This is a genomic window from Streptomyces odontomachi (assembly GCF_024435355.1).
GTDB lineage: Bacteria > Actinomycetota > Actinomycetes > Streptomycetales > Streptomycetaceae > Streptomyces > Streptomyces odontomachi.
Genome location: NZ_JAMJWG010000010.1, coordinates 187,391 through 204,900 on the forward strand (window position 1 = coordinate 187,391; position 17,510 = coordinate 204,900).

Here is a 17,510-nt window from a genome sequence, read left to right on the forward strand (position 1 = left end):
GGGGTGGTGCGGGGGCGGGACGGGGCAACGGGGTCGCGGGTCAGGCGCGCTGGCCGCTCCCCAGGCGCCGTACGAGCAGGTACGTGGCGAGGATGGCGGCCAGGCTCACCACGCTGAGGTAGAGCTGCGAGCGGGCGTCGGGGACCAGGAGCATGGAGCTCACCACCACCAGGATGGCCGCCAGCGTGATCCAGCTCAGGTACGGGTAGCCCCACATGCGCAGGCGGAGCAGCTCCGGGGACTCGCGTTCCAGCCGGCTGCGCATGCGCAGCTGCGAGCCGGCGATGATCGCGTAGACGAACAGCCCGACGGCGCCGGCGGAGTTGATGATGAAGTCGAAGATGGTGTCCGGGGCGACGTAGCTCATGGCGACGGCGACGTAGCCGACCGAGGTGCAGGCCAGGATGGCCTTCCACGGGACTCCCTTGCGGCTGCGGTCGGCGACCCAGCGGGGCGCCCAGTTGTTGCGCTGGAGAGCGAACAGCATGCGGGACGCGGTGTAGAGGCCGGAGTTGAGGACCGACAGCACGGCCGTGAGGACCACGACGTTGATGACGGTGGTCGCGGCGGGGATGCCCATCTTGCCGAAGGCCGCCGCGTAGGGGCTGGTCTGGGTCGGGACCTGGTCCCACGGGGTGATCATCACGAGCAGGGTCACCGAACCGACGTAGAAGATGATCACGCGCCAGACCGTGGAGGCGGTCGCCTTCGTCACCGACCTCACCGGGTCGTCGGACTCCGCCGCCGCGATGGTCACGATCTCGGTGCCGACATAGGCGAAGATCACCAGCACCACGCCGTGCAGGATCGCGGCGACGCCCTGGGAGGCGAATCCGTCCCGGGCGACGTTGCCGACCGTCATCTCGCCGTCGGGCCAGAGGCCGAGGGCGAAGAGGGTGCCGGTCAGCAGGAAGACGACGATCGTGGCGACCTTGACGGACGCCAGCCAGAACTCGGTCTCGCCGAAGGAGCGGGTGGAGACCAGGTTGGTCGCGGTGAGCAGCATCAGCAGCACCAGCGAGAAGACCCACTGCGGCACACCGGGTATCCACAGCAATAGCAGCTTGGCCCCCGCGACCCCCTCGAAGGCCACGACACCGACCCAGAAGTACCAGTAGAGCCAGCCGATCGTGTAGCCGGCCCAGCCGCCGAGCGCGGTACGGGCGTACTCCATGAACGAACCGAGCGTGGGCTGGGCGGTGGCCATCTCCCCCAGCATCCGCATGACGAGGATGACGAGGAGACCGCCGATGGCGTAGGAGAGGATCGCCGCCGGCCCCACGGTGTGGATGACCGCTCCGCTACCGACGAAGAGGCTGGCACCGACGATGCCGCCGAGGGCGATCATCCGGACGTGCCGCTGCCTGAGGGTGGTCCTGGGTGCGTCGGCATGCTGCTCTGGGGTGAGCTCGTGGGCTTCCTGCACTGTTCTGAGCCTTCCTGCGGCGTCGTTGCCGCGCGGTCGCAGCTGCGACGCGGCGTTCATGGCTGGGGTGCGCGTCCGGGCATGTGCGTGTGCTCGCCTGCCCCGGCCTGCGGGTTCGCATGCGGGGCAGTCCGGTCGCTCGGCATGGGCGGCTGGTGGGTGACCGCGCTCATGGGTCGCCTGCGACGGACGACCGGGCGCCACGGTCACAGGACGACATCGAGCGGATGGATGAATGGCCTGTTGAAGGCGAGACTGTAGAACAGTCCTACTGTTGTATGCCAGAGGCAGGTGCTGGTTACGATGCCGGCATGACGGCACTCGACGGACTGGTGGTCCGCCGGACCACCACCGCTCAGCAGGTCGCTGACGGGCTCTCGGACCGGATCCTCGCAGGGGCCTTCCGCCCGGGCGAGCGCCTTCGGGAGAGCGCGATCGCCACCGAACTCGGGATCGCGCGCAACACCGTGCGCGAGGCCGTCCGCCTTCTCGAACTCGGCGGTCTCGTCCGCTTCGAGGCGAACCGCGGAGCGATGATCATCTCGCCGACGTCCGAGACCGTCGCCGAGCTGTACGCGGCACGCGAGCACCTGGAAACGGCGGCGCTGGCACGACCGCTGCGCGACGGACGGCTCGCGATGGTCGAGGCGGCCCACGACCACCTCGCCGAAGTGGCCGCGTCCATGGAACGCGCCGCCATCGTGGCGGCGGACCTGGCCCTGCACGCGGCGATCGTGGCGACCCTCGGCAACCGTCGCATCGACGCCTTCTACGCGGGGCTGACCCGGGAGCTCCGGTTCTACCTGATGGCGCTCTCCGCCCACGAGCGTGAGTACGAGAACCCGAGCAGGGTGCTGGCCGAGCACGTACCGCTCATGGCGGCGATCCGGGCCGGCGACCCGCGGGGCGCACAGCGTGCGGCGAGCCACCACATCGCGACCAACGCCGACCAGGTCCAGCGGATCCTGGCGGCCGGCAACGGCCAGGGGTGACCGGGGCGAAGCGGCGCGCAGGCCGTCCACTTCCGGTCCCACACCGGCCGGCGGGAATCCGTCTCAGGGGTAGGATTCTCAGGGCTGAGGGATACGAACACGCCGGGGCCGTCGAGCGGGCGGGGTCGTGCGGGTCGGGTCGGGTGAGGGGACTGGGTGGCGCAGCGCAGGGCGACGGCCGATCGGGACGCCGTGGCGAAGATCATCGAGGACTGGGCACGCGAGCGCCCCGAGCTGGACACGGCTCCGCTGGACGTGCTGGCCCGGCTGCACCGCTCGTTCCTGCGCTACAGCACCCGGCTCACCGCCTCCATCGAACGTCACGGGCTCTCGGTGGCCGGTTTCGACGTACTGACCGCGCTACGGCGCTCCGGTGAGCCGTACCGGCTGACCGCGGGCCAGCTCGCCGACTCGGGCCTGGTGTCGTCGGCCGGTGTCACGCTGCGGATCGACCGGCTGGAGAAGGACGGGCTGATCGTGCGCGAGCGGGACGCGGACGATCGACGCGTGGTGTACTCACGGCTCACCGACGAGGGACTGGCCAGGGTGGACGAGGTGTTCGCCGAGCACCTCGACAACGAGCGCCGGATGCTCGGCGAGATGTCCCCGTCCGAGTGCCGCCAGCTCGCCCGGCTGCTGCGCAAGCTGGAGCACTCGATCCTCGCCTCCGACGAGGAGCCGGCCGGCTGAGCGAGCCGGCCGACCGGGAAACGTCGCTCACGCCGGCTGGGCGTTGCACCATCGGCTCACCCGGTCACCGCCGACTGCTCCTCCGCCTGCGCCCGGTACATCCGGCGCAGCCGCACCACGCCCAGGTCGTGCTGGTAGAGGTTCTCCCGCTGGTCGGCGTCGGCCGGCATGGCCTCCAGCATGACGCGGTCCTGTTCGAGCACCTCCCAGTGCCGCGCCTCGATGAGCGTCCGGTAGAGGAAGCGCCAGGTGTCACGCTGCCAGCCCTGCACGCGGCGGTAGCGCCAGAAGAAGACGCCGGTGCGCTCGGCGTCGACCGGGCAGGCCATGCCGACGATGCCGAAGGGGCCGCCGGGGCCCGCGGAGGGCGGGTACGGGATCGACAGGTCCACCCAGTCGACGCCGGTGCGGCACAGCTCGACCCAGTCGAAGTTGACGCCCCGCTGGTCGGTCTTCTCGAAGAAGTAGCCCCGGTCCGTCTCGCGGATGCGGAACTTCGCCGTGGTGTCCCCGTCGTACATGGTGTGCGAGTCGTGGTGCAGGAACGCGCCGTGCATGGGGTCGAGCAGGTTCTCCATGGCGTACCGCCACGGCACGTTCCACTCGGCGTAGCACAGGATCGGCTCGACGTCGGGGTCGGTCAGCGGCTCGGGGAGGGTCAGCTCGACCGGTTCCGGGTGCTGCTCGTCGCCGAAGTAGGCGAGGATCGCGCCGGCGACCTCGCGGACCGGCGGCGCGGCGACCAGCTTCCTGCCCTCCAGGTTGCAGCCCGGCAGGCCCGGCACCGAAGCGACGGTGCCGTCGGTCGCGACCTCGACGCCGTGGTACCAGCAGGCGACCCGGTCTCCGAGGTGCCTGCCCAGGGACAGCGGCGCGCCGCGGTGCGGGCAGCGGTCGGCGAGCATCGAAAGGGTGCCGTCGGAGCGGCGGAACAGCAGCCACCGTTCGCCGAGCGCGGTGACCCTGCGCAGGGCGCCGGGCGCGACGAAGTGGGACGGGACGACGGCGTGCCACTGGTTGCGCAGGCCGGTGGCGTAGATGTGCGCGGCGGTGGCGGCGGTGGTCAGGGCCATGGTCAGGCTCCCAGGCGGTGCATCTCGGCGCGGAAGGACTCCTCGGTCCAGGGGGCGCCGTCGGGGGTGCGGATCTGGCGGGCGTTCAGCCCGCGTACGACGTCGTCGAGTTCGTGGCCGTCGGCATGGAAGATCTCTTCGAGGGTGGCGGCCAGCTTGTACTCGTAGGGGGTGGGTTCGTGCGTACGGGACTGGTGCGGGTCCAGGTAGGGCCAGGCGGTGGTGGTCATCAGGGCCTCCCACGGTCGAACGGTCGGTCTCACAGGGCTGACAGGTCTGACGGGTCTGACAGGTCTGACGGGTCTCACAGGTCGAGCACGAGGCGGTCGGCGGCGCAGCGGGAGACGCAGATCATCATGGTCGCGTTCGCCGCCTGTTCGGCCTCGCTGAGCAGGAAGTCACGGTGCTCGGGGGTGCCGGCGAGCACCCGGGTCTCGCAGGAGCCGCAGATTCCCTCGCGGCAGGAGCTGGCGACGCTGATCCCGGCGTCCTCAGCGGCCCGCAGGATCGAGGTGCCGGCGGCGACGGTGAGCGTGCGTCCCGAGGTGCGGCACTCGACCTCGAAGGCCGAGTCGCCGCCGGAGTGCTCCACCGTCGGGGCCGCGAAGCGCTCCAGGCGTAGCAGCTCGGCGGGGCACCGCTGCGCCACGGCGGCGAGCAGCGGCTCCGGGCCGCAGGCGTAGACGAGCGTGCCGGCGGGCAACCCGGCGAGCGCGGCGTCCAGGTCGATGCGCCCCCGCTCGTCCTGCGGGACGAGGGTGACGTCACCGTGCAGCGCGTCCAGTTCGTCCGTGAAGGCCATCGAGGCGCGGCTGCGACCGCCGTACACCATGCGCCAGGCCCCACCGCGGCGTGCGGCCTCGCGCGCCATGGCCAGCAGGGGTGTGATGCCGATGCCGCCGGCCACGAACACGTACCCGGGGGCGTCCTCCAGCGCGAAGTGGTTGCGCGGCGCGCGGACCGTGACGGTCTGCCCGGGTCGCAGCCGGGTGTGCACGTAACGTGACCCGCCGCGCGAGGCGGCCTCGTGGAGCACCCCGATCCGGTACACGGTGGTGTCGCAGGGGTCGCCGCAGAGGCTGTACTGGCGGATCCGGCCGCCCACTTCGACGTCGACATGGGCGCCGGGCTCCCAGGCCGGGAGGGGCTTGCCCGCCGGGTCGGTCAGCTCGACGCTCAGCACCCCGTCGGCTTCCCAGGTCATGCGATGCACGATCAGCTGCATCGACGTCTCGCCGGCCTCGCTCATCTCGCTGGTCCCGCCGGCCTCGCTGATCCTGTTCATGTCGGGCCCTCCCCCTCACTGGCCGTGGATCTTCACGGGCGGCGTGAACGGGTTCTTCATGGGGCCGAGCGCCGTCAGGTCGACCTCGACGAGGCACGGTCCTGCCGAGCCGACGGCCTCGTCGATCACCGGACGGGCGTGCTCGGCCGCGGCGATCCGCAGGTACGGGAGCCCGCAGGCGGCGGCGAGCTGCTCGAAGTCGGGGGTGGTGAGGTCGACGCCGGAGCGGCGCTCGCTGTGCGCGTCCTGCATGTTGCGCAGCACGCCGTAGCCGGCGTCGTTGAAGACGACCAGGGTGAGCCGGGGGCGTTCCTGGGCGAGGGTGAGCAGTTCCCCGAGGTGGACGGCGAGGCCGCCGTCGCCCGCGATGACGACGGTGGGCGTGGCCGGCCGGGCGAGCGCCGCTCCGATGCCCATGCCCAGGCCCTGCCCGATGCCGCCGCCGCGTGGGAAGACGTTGGCGCGCGGGTCGTACATCTCCAGCAGCCGGTTGCCCCAACTGCTCGACGCGATGGTGACGTCACGGGCGACGACGGCTTCGCGCGGCAGCGCGGCACGCAGCGCGTCGCAGATCGCCGCCTGGGGCCCGATGTTCTCGTGCAGCACGGTCCGCACGTCCCCGCGTACCGTGCGGATCCGGTCCGTCCAGGCCTGTTCGGCCGGGCGTGCGTGCGGCAGCAGCGCGGTGAGGACGTCGGTCGCCGCCCCGTGCAGCGGGTGGGTCGTCGGGTAGACCCGGCCCAGCGCCGCAGCGTCGAGGTCGACCTGGATGTGCTTCTCGGGCAGCTTCAGGCCGTAGTCGGCCGTCTCGTTCGAGCGGAAGTGGGTGCCGACGGTCAGCAGCACGTCGGCGTCGCCGAGCAGGGCGCGCACCGCGGGGGTGGTGGCGAAGTTGCCGATGACCTGCGGGTGGTCCTCGGGCACCGTGCCGCGGCCGGAGTTCGACGTGAGCAGTCCGGCGCCGGTCGCGGCCAGCAGGTCGGCCAGCTCGGTACCGGCCCGGGTGGCGCCGCCGCCCGCCCAGACCAGGGGGCGGCGCGCGGACGCCAGCAGGGTGCCCGCGGCATCGAGTTCGCCCCGTGTCGGGGTGGGCACGTCACGCGTGCCGCGCTGCGTCGCCGTGTCGGTCTGGGCCGCGTACTGGAGGTCGATCGGCCACTCCACGCTCGCGGGCCCGCCCGGTGCGGTACGCGCCGCGTGCGCCGCCTCGCGCAGGACCCGGCCCGCGTCCTGAGCGGACGGCACGGTGGCGGCGTGCTTGGAGACCGCCGCCAGCATGCCCAGCTGGTCCCTGGTCTCGTGGATGAAGCCGCGCCCGCTGCCCAGGTACCGGCTCTCCACCTGCCCGGTGACGTGCAGCACGCAGGTGCCCGCGCTGAGCGCCTCGATCAGTGAGCCGGCGGCGTTGCCGGCGCCGGTGCCGGTGGAGGTCAGGGCGCAGCCGATGCCGCCGCGTGCCCGCCCGTAGCCGTCGGCCGCGTTCACGGCGGACGCCTCGTGGCGCACCGGCACGAACCGCAGCTCCCGGTCGACGGCCGCCACGAGCGGCAGGTTGTGCACGCTGACGACGCCGAAGACGGTGTCGACGCCGAGTTCCCGTAGGACGGCGACGAGGAGATCGCCGCCGTTGTCGTAACGCATGGTGAGATCTCCTCAGAGGATGGAGCGGCCGACGCCGCCGCAGACGTCGATGCTGGTACCGGTGATGTACGAGGCGCGCGGCGAGAGCAGCGTGACGATGGCGTACGCCACCTCCTCGGCCCGCCCGAGCCGGCCGAGCGCGATCCCCCGGTCGGCGGCGAGCTGCGCCTGCCACTGCGGATAGCCGAGCCGGGTGCCGGCGGCGGCGTGGCGGCGGGTCCACTGGCCGGTGTCGATCAGGCCCAGGCACACGGAGTTGACCCGGATGCCGTCGGCGGCGAGCTGGGTGGCGAGCGACTTGGAGAGGTTGAGGATGCCGGCGCGTGCGGCGCTGGTCGTGATGAGCCGGGGCTCGGGCTGCTTGGCGAGGACGGCGTTGACGTTGACGACGGACGCCGCGTCGGACGCCGTCAGGTACGGCCGGGCCGCCTGCACGGGGTGGAGCACGCCCGAGAACTTCAGGTCCAGCTCGTCGCGCCAGTCGTCCCGGGTGGTCTCGTCGAGCCGTTTCATGCGGGACTGCCCCGCGTTGTTGACGAGCCCGTCGATCCGCCCGTCGAACGCGTCGGCTGCGGCCCGCACGAAGGCCTGCACGGCGGCGGCGTCGCGCACGTCACAGGTGGCCGTGAACAGCCGGTCGTGGGAGCCGATTCCCGCGAGCCGGTCGGCGTCGCGCCCGCAGGTGGCGACGCGGGCGCCCTCGTCGAGCAGGGCGCGGACCGTGGCCAGGCCGACGCCCGAGCTGCCTCCGGTGACCAGGTAGGTCCGGTCGGCGAGGTCAAGGTCCATGGCGGTGTTCTCCAGTACGTCAGTTCATGGTGAAGCCGCCGTTGACGGCGATCACCTGTCCGGTGAGGTAGCGGGACTCCTCGGAGAGCAGGAAGGCGGCGAGGCCGACCAGGTCTTCGGGCTGCTGCGGCCGCGGGATCGCCCGGTTCGCCGCGTAGACGCCGTGCCGCTCGGCCGGGACGGCCTCGGTCGCCTCGCACTCGGTGAGCCCGGGCGCCAGCGCGTTCACGGTGATGCCGCGCTCCCCCAGCTCCCGCGCCATGGCCCGGGTGAGGGCGATGACGGCGCCCTTCGACGCGATGTAGTGGGCCAGCCGCGGGGAGCCGTACAGCGCCGCGTCCGAGGCGATGTTCACGATGCGGCCCACCGGCCCGAACAGCGGGTGCAGCGCCTTCGCGACGAGCCACGGGCCGCGCGCGTTGACCGCCATCAGGCGGTCCCAGGTCGCCACGTCGATGTCCTGGAACTCCTTGCCGCCCACGCCGTTGGCGAGCGCCGCGTTGTTGACGAGGCCGTACAGCGGGCCGAGTTCGGCCACCCGGGCGGCGAGTCGCGCGACGGACTGCGGATCGGCGACGTCGCACGGTACGCAGTGGGCGTCGATCCCCTCCGTCCGCAGGCCCTCCGCCGCGCGTGCGCCCCGGTCCGCGTCGACCTCGGCGACGACGACCCGGAAGCCGTCGGCGCCGGCCCGGCGCGCCATGGCGAGGCCCAGGCCACGGCCGGCGCCGGTGACGACGACGGTCCGGGGGCCGGTCGTGGCCTGCTCAGTCACGGGTGACGCCGTGCATCGGGGAGTGCTCGGGGTACGTCGGCACCTGCGGCTTCCGGGTGCCGATGACGACGCAGAACAGCGCGTCGGTGTCGCCCTCGTTCTTCAGCGAACGGGCCACGCCGGCCGGTACGACGATCATGTCGCGGTAGCCGAGGGTGCGGTACTCCACCTCGTCCCTGCCGCGGTGGATGCCGACCCGCACTCGGCCCTCCAGGACGAAGAACGCCTCCTCGACGTCGTGGTGGGTGTGCTCGGGGCCCTCGGCGCCGGGCGGCAGCAGCATGTTGGAGAACGTGAACCCGCCGGAGGGGATGATCCGGTTGTCGCCCTCGTGGTTGCCGGTGGCGCCGGAGCCGACATAGCGGATCTGCGCACGGCGGTACTGGTCACCGGCCTTCGCCTGGAAGGCGAGGGTGTTCCAGTCCGGCTCGCGGGAGTCCTTGGTCGCGATCAGCGAGTCGGTGAACGCGGCGAGGTCGTCGCCGTTGTCGTATGCGGTGCTGGTCAGGGGCATCGTGGCCTCCTAGTCGGGGATGCGTGCGGTGATGCGGAGGTGGGAGAGCACCCAGGCGTTGAAGCGCGCGGGCTGCTCCTGGTTGGCCAGGTGACCGGCGTCCTTGACGATCACGTAGGCGGACTTGTGGAGGGCGCCGGCGAGCACCTGGGAGGCGTCGACGCCCGTGACGCGGTCCTGCTCGCCGCAGAGCACGAGCGCCGGCGCGGTGATCCGGGAGAGCTCGCCGCGCAGGTCGGCCGCGGCCATCGACTCCGCGGCGTGGCCGTAGCCCGGCAGGCGGACGGCGTGCGCCATGGTGTCGGTGACCCGCCGGACCAGCGCGTCGGGCGCCTGCTCGGAGAGCAGCCGAGGGGCGCGCGCCGCGGCGAACGCGCGGGGCCCGACCTCGGCAAGATCGGTGACCCGTGCCCGCATCGCTGCCGCCTTCGCCGGGTCGGTGCCGGAGCCCGGGCTGGAGTCGGCGACGATCAGCGAGTCGACGAGCTCCGGGTGGCGGACCGCGAGCCTGAGCGCGATCACGCCGCCCCAGGACACGCCCAGCACGTGGGCGCTCCCGCCGCGCGCACGGATCAGGCCGGCGGCCGTGTCCGCGTAGTCGTCGAGGCCGAGCGGACCGTCCGGGTCGGGCGACCGGGCGTACCCGGGGGCGTCCCAGGCCACGACGCGCGCGCAGCGCCCGAGTTCGGCGAGCTGGGGCGCGAACGCGGCCGACGAGGAGCCGATGCCGTGCAGGCACAGCAGCAGGGGCCCCTGGTCGCCGGCCTCTGCGACGTGCACGGCCGCCGTCACAGGATCAACACCCGTCACAGGGTCGGCAGCCGTCACAGGATCAGCCCCGAACGCCCGGCCAGGGCCGCCAGGCTGCGCAGCACCGCGTAGGGCACGACCTGGCTGGTGGCCGGGTTGCCCGGGTCCGGCAGGTGCGCGACCTCGAACCGGTAGGAGCCGTGGGCGCCCGTGGCCTCGACGACGTGCCGGGTGTGCTCGGCCGCGGGATCGGCGACGACCCGGACCCGGACGGCGTCCGCGTCCCCGACGGCCAGCGCGACCGAGGCGGCCACGTTGGTCGACTTGGGGAACTTCGCCGGGACGTCCCGTGCGGTGCCCGACATGACCTCGACGGGACCGCTCGCCGTGCGCAGCCGGGTGCGCAACGCCTCCCCCATCCAGGGCTGTTCCAGGGTGGACGGCAGCTTGGTGGTGGTGAGCCGTACGTCGTCCAGCGGGCCGAGGGCGCGTACGGCCTGGAGGAGGTCGAGTCCGCCGACGGCTCCGCCGGTGAAGTACACCCGGCCGGGGCCCGCGTCGAGCAGCCGCTTGGCCAGCTCCTGGTCGGTCAGGGCGCCGGTGGAGGCGACCAGCAGATCGACACCGCAGGCCAGCACCCGTTCACCCCACTCGCGCACCACGCCCTGCCCGGCCGCCTCCACGATCAGGTCACAGCGCCGCAGGGCCTCGTCGAAGGTGGTCTGGGGTGCGGGGGCGCCGTCCCCGAGGGGGCGGTTGTCGACGATGCACTCCAACGCGGCGCCGGGGACGGCCTGTGCGGCGAGCGCCGAGCCGACGACACGGCCGATGGCGCCCCAGCCGACCACGCCGACCCTGCGGGCCGCTCGTACGGCGGCGGTGGTCATGCGGAGGCCTCCTCGGCGGCGGGGGCGGTGCCCTCAGGGGTGTCGGTGCGGGTGAGGGTGTCGGTGCGGGTGGCGAGCGGGCCGGGGTCGGGGGTGCCGGCCATGTGGCAGCGGATCTCCGGGGAGGGGGCGCCCGCGGTGCCCCACAGGTCGGACAGTTCGGGGGTGCGCCGCCACACCTTGGCGATCCAGCGGTCCTCGACCACCTGGGCGACTTCGGAGGTGTACTCGCACACCAGGCCCGTCGGGTCGGTGAAGTAGGAGAACGTGTTGTCGCCGGGACCGTGCCTGCCGGGCCCCCACTCGGGGGTGATGCCGTGGTGCCGCAGCCGGCCGAGCCCCCGCATGAAGTGGTCGACGGAGCGCATCTCGTACGCGACGTGGTTCAGCGACGCCCATCCGGCCTGGTTGAAGGCGATGCAGTGGTGGTCGGCGTTGCAGCGCAGGAAGGCCATCTGGTGCTCCGACCAGTCGGAGACGCGCAGGCCCAGGACGTCGCAGTAGAAGGCGACGGCGGCGTCGATGTCGCCGGTGTTGAGGACCGCGTGGGTCACGCCGACCGGCACCGCCTCGTCCCGGTTGCCGGCGCGCACGGCCCAGGTCTCGGCGGACAGCTCGATCAGCCGTCCTTCGTGGTCGGTGAAGCGCAGGCCGTAGCCGCCGCCCACCTGGTCGAGGCGGCCGGGCCCGGCCACCGGGGTGATGCCGCGAGCGAGCAGCCGGCGGGCCGCCTCGTCCACCTCGGCGGGGGTGGCGACCGCGAAGGAGATCCGGCCCAGGCCTACGCGGTCCGCACGCGTCAGGTGCAGGGCGTGGTGCTGCTCGCCGGTGCCCCGCAGCCAGGCGGCGTCGTCCTCGGACGCCACGACCGTGAGGCCCCAGGCTTCGGCGTAGAAGTCGGCGGCCTCGGCGAACTCGGGGGTGAGCAGCTCGACCGAGCGCAGCGCACGCAGCCGGGCGATGGGGGGATGGGGCATGGCCGTCTCCGGGGTCAGAGGGCGGGCAGGGCAGGGCGAGGAGGAGCGGGAGCGGGAGAAGCGCGGGAGAGGGCGGCCGGGCCCGACGGGCCCTGGGCGGGCGGGCCGAGCGGCGCCGAACGACCGGGCGAGCGGGCCGCGCCGGTCAACCGGCCCAGGGCAGCGGCGCGTCCGACGTGCCCCAGTACAGCGACTTCTGCCGCTGGTAGGCGCGGATTGCGTCACGGCCCTTTTCGGTGCCGACCCCGCTGTCCTTCATCCCGCTGAACGGGGTGGAGATGCTGAACTGCTTGTACGTGTTGATCCAGACCGTTCCCGCGTCGATCCGGCGCGCCAGTCGCCAGGCGGCCCGGTGGTCGCGGGTCCAGATGCCGCACGCCAGGCCGTACACCGAGTCGTTGGCCTGGCGGACCAGGTCGTCCTCGTCCGTGTAGGGCAGGGCGACCAGCACCGGGCCGAAGATCTCCTCCTGGCACACCCGGGCGGAGTTCGGCAGCCGGTCGATGACGGTCGGCAGGTAGTAGGCGCCGTCGCGGTACTCCTCGCCGTCCGGTACCGCACCACCGCACAGCACCCGGCCGCCCTCCTCGCGTGCGAGGTCCACGTAGGCGGCGACGCTGTCCCGGTGCCGGTGGTGCACGAGCGGGCCGACCTGGGTGTCGGGGGCGGTGCCGGGTCCGACGCGCAGCCGGCCGACCCGCTCGACGAGTTCGCCGACGAACGCGTCGTAGATCTCACGTGCCACGAACAGCCGCGACCCGGCGATGCAGGACTGACCGCTGGAGGAGTAGATCCCGAACATCACCCCCGCCAGGGCCTGCCGGACGTCGGCGTCCGCCCGGACGATGGTGGGGGACTTGCCGCCCAGCTCCAGCGTTGCGGGGATCAGCTTGCCGGCGGCGACCGCGGCGATGGCCCGACCGGTCTGCGTGCCGCCGGTGAACCCGATCCGGCCGACCAGCGGGTGGCCGGCGAGCGCGGCGCCGACCTCACGGCCGCTGCCGGGCAGCACCGACACCAGGGCCCTCGGCAGGTCGAACTCGTCCAGCGCCCGGGTGATCAGCCGGCCCAGCACGAGGGAGACCAGCGGCGTCCAGGCGGCCGGCTTGAGGAGGACGGCGTTCCCGGCAGCGAGCGCGGGGGCGGTCTTCTGCGCGTCGCTGGCGATCGGCGAGTTCCACGGGTTGATGGCCGCGACGACACCGATCGGCTCGTACACGCTCATCGTGACGTAGTCACCGCGTGACGGGGTGATCGAGTCCTGGGCCGTCTCCAGCGCCGCCGCCGTGTAGCGGAAGGTCGCTGCGGCGCTCAGGGCCAGGGCCCGGGTCTCGGCGAACGTCTTGCCGGTGTCCGCGGTCTGCACGGCGGAGACCTCGTCGGCGGCGTCCTCGATCAGCTCCCCGATGCGGTAGAGGAACCGGGCGCGCTGGTGCGGCAGCAACCCGCGCCAGCGCGGGTCGGCGGCCGCCTGCGCGCCGGCCCGCGCCGCCTCGTCGACGTCGTCCACCGATGCCGCCCGGAGGGTGGCGAGGACCGCCCCGGTGGCCGGGTCCACGGTGTCGAGCGGAGCGCCCGAGCCGGGGCGCTCCCGTCCTGCGATCAGGAGGTGGGTGGGGAAGCCGGGCACGACGGACCTCCAGGACGACGGCAGCGGGCAAGGGCGAAGAGGGCGGGCGCGAGGCACGCCGCGCAAACGGCGGGTGCGAGGGGCACGCCGGGGCACGTTGGGCCCGGACCGCTTACCCCTCAGCCTTTGATATCTAAGCCCTTAACTATCTCGAACCGCAAGACCTGGAGCGGATCAAATTACTTTTGCCCTTAACTATTGACCACTTAGGTAGCTCCTTCTACTGTCTCGGGAACTTGACCGTGTGCGGAAGGACTCTTCATGACGACTGTGGCCGGCCGGCCCGATGTGGGCTCCGTAGCCGCGCGGCTCGAACGACTGCCGCACTCCCGCTGGCACGTCAAGGTCCGCCTCCTGATCGGCACCGTCACCTTCTTCGAGGCGTTCGACCAGTTGCTGTCCGCGTCCGCGCTGCCCGTGCTGACCCGGGACTGGCACCTGAGCACCGGGCAGGGCACCTTCGCCGTGACCGCCGGTTCGGTCGGCATGCTCCTGGGCGCCCTGGTCGCCGGATGGCTGGGCGACCGGATCGGCCGGGTGCGGACCGTCACGCTCGGGGTCGCCGTCACCTCGCTCGCCAGCCTCGCGGTCGCCGCGTCCGGCGGCATCGAGGTGTTCTCGCTGTTCCGCTTCGTCCAGGGCCTGGGCATCGGCGGCGTCGTCCCCGTCGCCGCCACCTACATCAACGAGATCTCGCGCGCGGACCGCCGCGGCCGTTTCGTGCTCCTCTACGAGATGATCTTCCCCGCCGGTCTGGCCGCGGCGACCCTGGTCGCCGTGTGGGTGGTCCCGCACTTCGGCTGGCGGGCGATGTTCGTGATCGGCGCGCTGCCGGCACTGCTCGCCGCCGTGCTCCCCCGGCAGGTCGTCGAGTCGCCGCGCTGGCTGCTGGCGCGCGGGCGGACCGCGGAGGCCGAGCAGGTCATCGCCCGGATCGAGGGGGAGGTGGCCCGTGCCACCGCCGCGCCCCTGCCCCGGCTCCCCCAGCCGGCCGCCGCCCCGGCCGAGGACCCGGGAGCCTCTTCGGGACGCCTGCGGGAGCTGTTCACCGGGCGCTACCTGCGCCGCACCACCGTCCTTTCGGGCCTGTGGTTCGTCGCGTACTACGTCAACCACGGCATCTCCACGTGGCTGCCGTCCCTGTACACCAGGTACTTCGGCCTGGACCTGACCACCGCCCTGGTCTACACGCTGTGGAGCAACGTCACCGGGCTGCTCGGCACCCTGGTCGTCGCCCTGGTGATCGACCGGGCGGGCCGCCGGCCGACGCTGGCGGTCGCGCTCGGCGGCACCGCACTGACCCTCGGCTCCCTCGCCCTGACCGGTGCCGTCTCCGGCGGCCAGGTCGCGGTGCTGGCGTCCTGCACCACGTTCTTCGTGTACGCGATCAACGCCGGGCTCTACCTGTACTCGCCGGAGCTGTACCCGACGCGCAACCGCGCCAAGGGCGCCGCCTTCGGCGGACTGTGGAACCGGCTGGGCGTCATCATCGGCCCGATCACCGTCGGCGCCATCCTCGGTGCGGGCGGCAGCCTGTCGCTGGTCTTCACGCAACTGGCCTGCGTGGCCGCGGTGGGCGCGGTCATCGCCCTGTTCGCCGTCGAGACGAAGGGCAGGACGCTGGAGGAGCTCAACTCCTGACGCCCGTGCCCCGGGTCGTCACTTCTCGTTGTCCGCCCAGGCCATGATCCAGTAGGGCGCGTACAGCACGGCCAGGACCAGCAGGGCGAGCCCCGCCGTCCCCACGATGAGCACGATCTTCGTTCGTCGTGACATGTCCACCCTTCCCGCTGCCACCGATGGTGCGACGGCCACGCCGCTCGGTCGTCAGGAAGGAAGCCACGGCGCCACCGTCCGGTTCCCCCGCGCCGAAGGTTTGCCGTAACGGGTGGCCAGGTGCCCTGCTAGCGGGTGCCGAGGCGGTCGCCGAGCCACCGCAGCTGGCGCTGGGTGTGCACCGCCTCGCCGCCTTCGTGGTGGTTGAAGGGGTACACGTGGATGGTCCGCGCCGGGGACGCTTCCGTTGCGGCGGCCGTTGCCGCGCCGTACTGGTTGTACGCGGCGAACACCGTGCTGGGCGGGCACACCGTGTCCCGCAGCCCCGTCCCCGCGTGCACCGGCGCCGTCGCCCGGCGGGCGAACGACACGCCGTCCACGTAGGACAGCGTGTGGCGCACCTCCTCCTCCGCCTCCCGGTGCACGGCCAGGTAGCGCACGATCTCGCCGTAGGGATCCGCGTCGGTGATCTCCACGGCGCGCTGGATGTGGCAGAGGAAGGGCGCGGAGACCAGCAGCGCGGCGAGGTCCGGCACCAGACCGGCCACCGCGAGGGCGAGCCCGCCGCCCTGGCTGTTGCCCAGCGCGACCACCCGCGCCGGGTCGACGCCCGGCAGCTCCCGCACCGCGTCGACGGCCCGCACCGCGTCGGTGATCAGCCGCCGGTAGTAATAGGTGTGCGGCGCGTGGATGCCGCGCACCACCGCGCCCGGGCCACCGAGCGTGCCGCCGTGCGGATCGGGGGTGTCGCCGCCGCACCCGTACTGGTCGCCCTGGCCCCTGCTGTCCATCAGCAGATGCGCGTAGCCCGCCGCCGCCCAGGTCAGCCGCTCGTGCGGCATGCCGCGACCGCGCCCGTACCCCAGGTACTCGACGACCGCGGGCAGTGGCTCCGGCACACCGCGGGGCCGGGTGAACCACCCGCGGACCGGATCGCCGCCGAAGCCGGCGAACGTCACGTCCCAGGACTCCAGCATGCGCAGCCCGGTGTCCACCGGACGGACGTCGACGAGCACCGGATACGTTCCGGCCTCCTTCACCGTGGTGTGCCAGAACGTGTCGAAGTCGGCCGGTTCGCGCACCTCGGGGGCGTAACGTTCCAGCTGGTCGAGGGGGAGGTCGAAGAGCGGCACGTGCGGTGGCCTTTCGTGGACGTGCGGGGGCGGGAAGAAGGCGGGGTCAGCGGCCCGGGGCGGGCGGTGCGGTGCTCTCGCGTACGACGAGTTCGGTGCCGAGGTCGATACGGCTGCTCGTCAGCTCCACCTCGCCGGCGAGGTCGAGCAGCATCCGCACGGCGGTGCCGGCCATGTCCCTCAGCGGCTGGTCGACCGTGGTGAGCGGGGGCTCGATCCACGCGGACACCGGCAGGTTGTCGTACCCGACGACGGACAGGTCGTCCGGCAGCCGCAGGCCGAGCCGCCGGGCCGCCCGCATCACGCCCATGGCCTGGGTGTCGGAACCGGCGAAGATCGCGGTCGGCGGGTCGGGCAGCCGCAACAGCTCCATGGCGTGGGTGTATCCGGCATCGAGGTAGAACGTGCCGTACCGCACCAGCGCCGGATCCACCGCGAGACCCGCCTCGTCGTGCGCGGAACGGAACCCGTCGACCCGCGCCTTGCTGCACAGCAGGTCCTCGGGGCCCGAGATGACCGCGATGCGGCGGTGCCCCAGCTTCAGCAGGTGGCGGGCCGCGATGAGGCCGCCGTTCCAGTTGTTGGAGCCGACGGTGGGGACCGACGCGGAGGTCGCGCTGTCGGTGTCCACGGTGACGCAGGGGATGCGCTGCCTGCGCAGCTGGTCCTGCTGGGTGCGGGTCGGGCCGCACCCCACGAACAGGACGCCCAGCGGCTGGCGGCTGAGGATGGTGTCCAGCCAGGCGTCCGGCGGGCGGTGCCGTCCGCGCAGTTGGGACAGCACCAGCTCGACCTCGGCGGTGGCGCACGCGGCCTCCACACCGCGGATGATCTCCATCGCCCACACCGGGTCGAACTCGTGGAACACCAGATGGGCCGTGCCGGACCTGGCCGGATGGCGGCGCCGCGGACGGCGGTAGTGGTGGCGGTCCAGGCTGGCCTCAACCCGCGCCCTGGTCTCAGGCGCCACATGGGCGCGTCCGTTGAGGACCTTGGAGACGGTCGCCACGGAGACGCCGACCTCACGAGCGATGGTCGTGATCGTCGCTGCGCGAGGCTTGGCTGCTGGTTCGGAACTGGTCAAGGAAGCCCTTACGCTAGTTGACGAAAATTTTCGGTAACCCACCCCCCGGATCGAGGCACACTGTAAGCCAGGTTGGCGGCAATCCAAC

The 17,510-nt window shown here is 72.6% G+C and carries 17 protein-coding genes; 3 read left to right on the forward strand and 14 right to left on the reverse strand.

The genetic code is table 11. The features are described 5' to 3' along the window. Positions 1-40: 40 nt before the first annotated feature. A complete protein-coding gene (locus NQO67_RS21770) occupies positions 41-1,426 on the reverse strand; it encodes an amino acid permease (protein ID WP_255951778.1) in 1,386 nt (461 codons plus the stop codon). Between the two features lie 311 nt (positions 1,427-1,737). On the opposite strand from NQO67_RS21770, the gene NQO67_RS21775 reads away from it, so the two are divergent. Beyond that, the gene (locus NQO67_RS21775; RefSeq protein WP_255951780.1) at positions 1,738-2,418 is read left to right on the forward strand and encodes a GntR family transcriptional regulator; all 681 of its coding nucleotides are present in this window, start codon (positions 1,738-1,740) and stop codon (positions 2,416-2,418) included. A 156-nt stretch (positions 2,419-2,574) separates the two neighbouring features. Next, positions 2,575-3,108, forward strand: a complete 534-nt coding sequence (locus NQO67_RS21780; protein ID WP_255951781.1) for a MarR family winged helix-turn-helix transcriptional regulator — start codon at positions 2,575-2,577, stop codon at positions 3,106-3,108. Between the two features lie 56 nt (positions 3,109-3,164). Here the strand turns inward: NQO67_RS21780 and NQO67_RS21785 are convergent, their stop codons facing one another. The 11 genes from NQO67_RS21785 to NQO67_RS21835 all read right to left on the reverse strand — a co-directional run bounded on the left by NQO67_RS21785 (position 3,165) and on the right by NQO67_RS21835 (position 13,429). After that, positions 3,165-4,181 (reverse strand): Rieske 2Fe-2S domain-containing protein, encoded by a 1,017-nt coding sequence (locus tag NQO67_RS21785; protein WP_255951782.1) that lies wholly within the window; start codon positions 4,179-4,181, stop codon positions 3,165-3,167. Positions 4,182-4,183: 2 nt separating this feature from the next. Next, the gene (locus NQO67_RS21790) at positions 4,184-4,411 is read right to left on the reverse strand and encodes a recombinase-like helix-turn-helix domain-containing protein (protein ID WP_255951783.1); all 228 of its coding nucleotides are present in this window, start codon (positions 4,409-4,411) and stop codon (positions 4,184-4,186) included. A 74-nt stretch (positions 4,412-4,485) separates the two neighbouring features. Further along, positions 4,486-5,430 (reverse strand): PDR/VanB family oxidoreductase, encoded by a 945-nt coding sequence (locus NQO67_RS21795; RefSeq protein ID WP_255951907.1) that lies wholly within the window; start codon positions 5,428-5,430, stop codon positions 4,486-4,488. A gap of 51 nt (positions 5,431-5,481) precedes the next feature. Then, the gene (locus NQO67_RS21800; protein ID WP_255951784.1) at positions 5,482-7,107 is read right to left on the reverse strand and encodes a thiamine pyrophosphate-binding protein; all 1,626 of its coding nucleotides are present in this window, start codon (positions 7,105-7,107) and stop codon (positions 5,482-5,484) included. Positions 7,108-7,119: 12 nt separating this feature from the next. Then, positions 7,120-7,896 carry an SDR family oxidoreductase gene (locus tag NQO67_RS21805; protein ID WP_255951785.1) on the reverse strand — a complete coding sequence of 259 codons (777 nt, stop codon included), beginning with the start codon at positions 7,894-7,896 and terminating at the stop codon, positions 7,120-7,122. 19 nt (positions 7,897-7,915) lie between these two features. Beyond that, positions 7,916-8,671, reverse strand: a complete 756-nt coding sequence (locus NQO67_RS21810) for an SDR family oxidoreductase (RefSeq protein ID WP_308295685.1) — start codon at positions 8,669-8,671, stop codon at positions 7,916-7,918. Then, positions 8,664-9,185 (reverse strand): cupin domain-containing protein, encoded by a 522-nt coding sequence (locus NQO67_RS21815; RefSeq protein WP_255951786.1) that lies wholly within the window; start codon positions 9,183-9,185, stop codon positions 8,664-8,666. Before NQO67_RS21815 ends, NQO67_RS21810 begins: the two co-directional genes overlap by 8 nt. A gap of 9 nt (positions 9,186-9,194) precedes the next feature. Then, entirely contained in the window at positions 9,195-9,977 is a 783-nt protein-coding gene (locus tag NQO67_RS21820) for an alpha/beta fold hydrolase (protein ID WP_255951787.1), read from the reverse strand. A gap of 32 nt (positions 9,978-10,009) precedes the next feature. Then, positions 10,010-10,822, reverse strand: coding sequence for an aspartate dehydrogenase domain-containing protein (locus tag NQO67_RS21825; protein ID WP_255951788.1), 813 nt, complete (start codon positions 10,820-10,822; stop codon positions 10,010-10,012). Beyond that, positions 10,819-11,799 carry a VOC family protein gene (locus NQO67_RS21830; protein WP_255951789.1) on the reverse strand — a complete coding sequence of 327 codons (981 nt, stop codon included), beginning with the start codon at positions 11,797-11,799 and terminating at the stop codon, positions 10,819-10,821. Before NQO67_RS21830 ends, NQO67_RS21825 begins: the two co-directional genes overlap by 4 nt. A 145-nt stretch (positions 11,800-11,944) precedes the next feature. Continuing rightward, positions 11,945-13,429: an aldehyde dehydrogenase family protein gene (locus NQO67_RS21835; protein ID WP_374119049.1), complete on the reverse strand. Its 1,485-nt coding sequence runs from the start codon at positions 13,427-13,429 to the stop codon at positions 11,945-11,947. A 261-nt stretch (positions 13,430-13,690) separates the two neighbouring features. Here NQO67_RS21835 and NQO67_RS21840 point away from each other — a divergent pair, with 261 nt between their 5' ends. Next, on the forward strand, positions 13,691-15,070 hold the full coding sequence (locus NQO67_RS21840) for an MFS transporter (protein ID WP_255951790.1): 1,380 nt from the start codon (positions 13,691-13,693) through the stop codon (positions 15,068-15,070). Positions 15,071-15,333: 263 nt separating this feature from the next. Here the strand turns inward: NQO67_RS21840 and NQO67_RS21845 are convergent, their stop codons facing one another. Then, entirely contained in the window at positions 15,334-16,338 is a 1,005-nt protein-coding gene (locus NQO67_RS21845; protein ID WP_255951791.1) for an acetylxylan esterase, read from the reverse strand. Between the two features lie 46 nt (positions 16,339-16,384). Next, positions 16,385-17,422, reverse strand: a complete 1,038-nt coding sequence (locus tag NQO67_RS21850) for a LacI family DNA-binding transcriptional regulator (RefSeq protein ID WP_255951792.1) — start codon at positions 17,420-17,422, stop codon at positions 16,385-16,387. Positions 17,423-17,510: the final 88 nt, after the last annotated feature.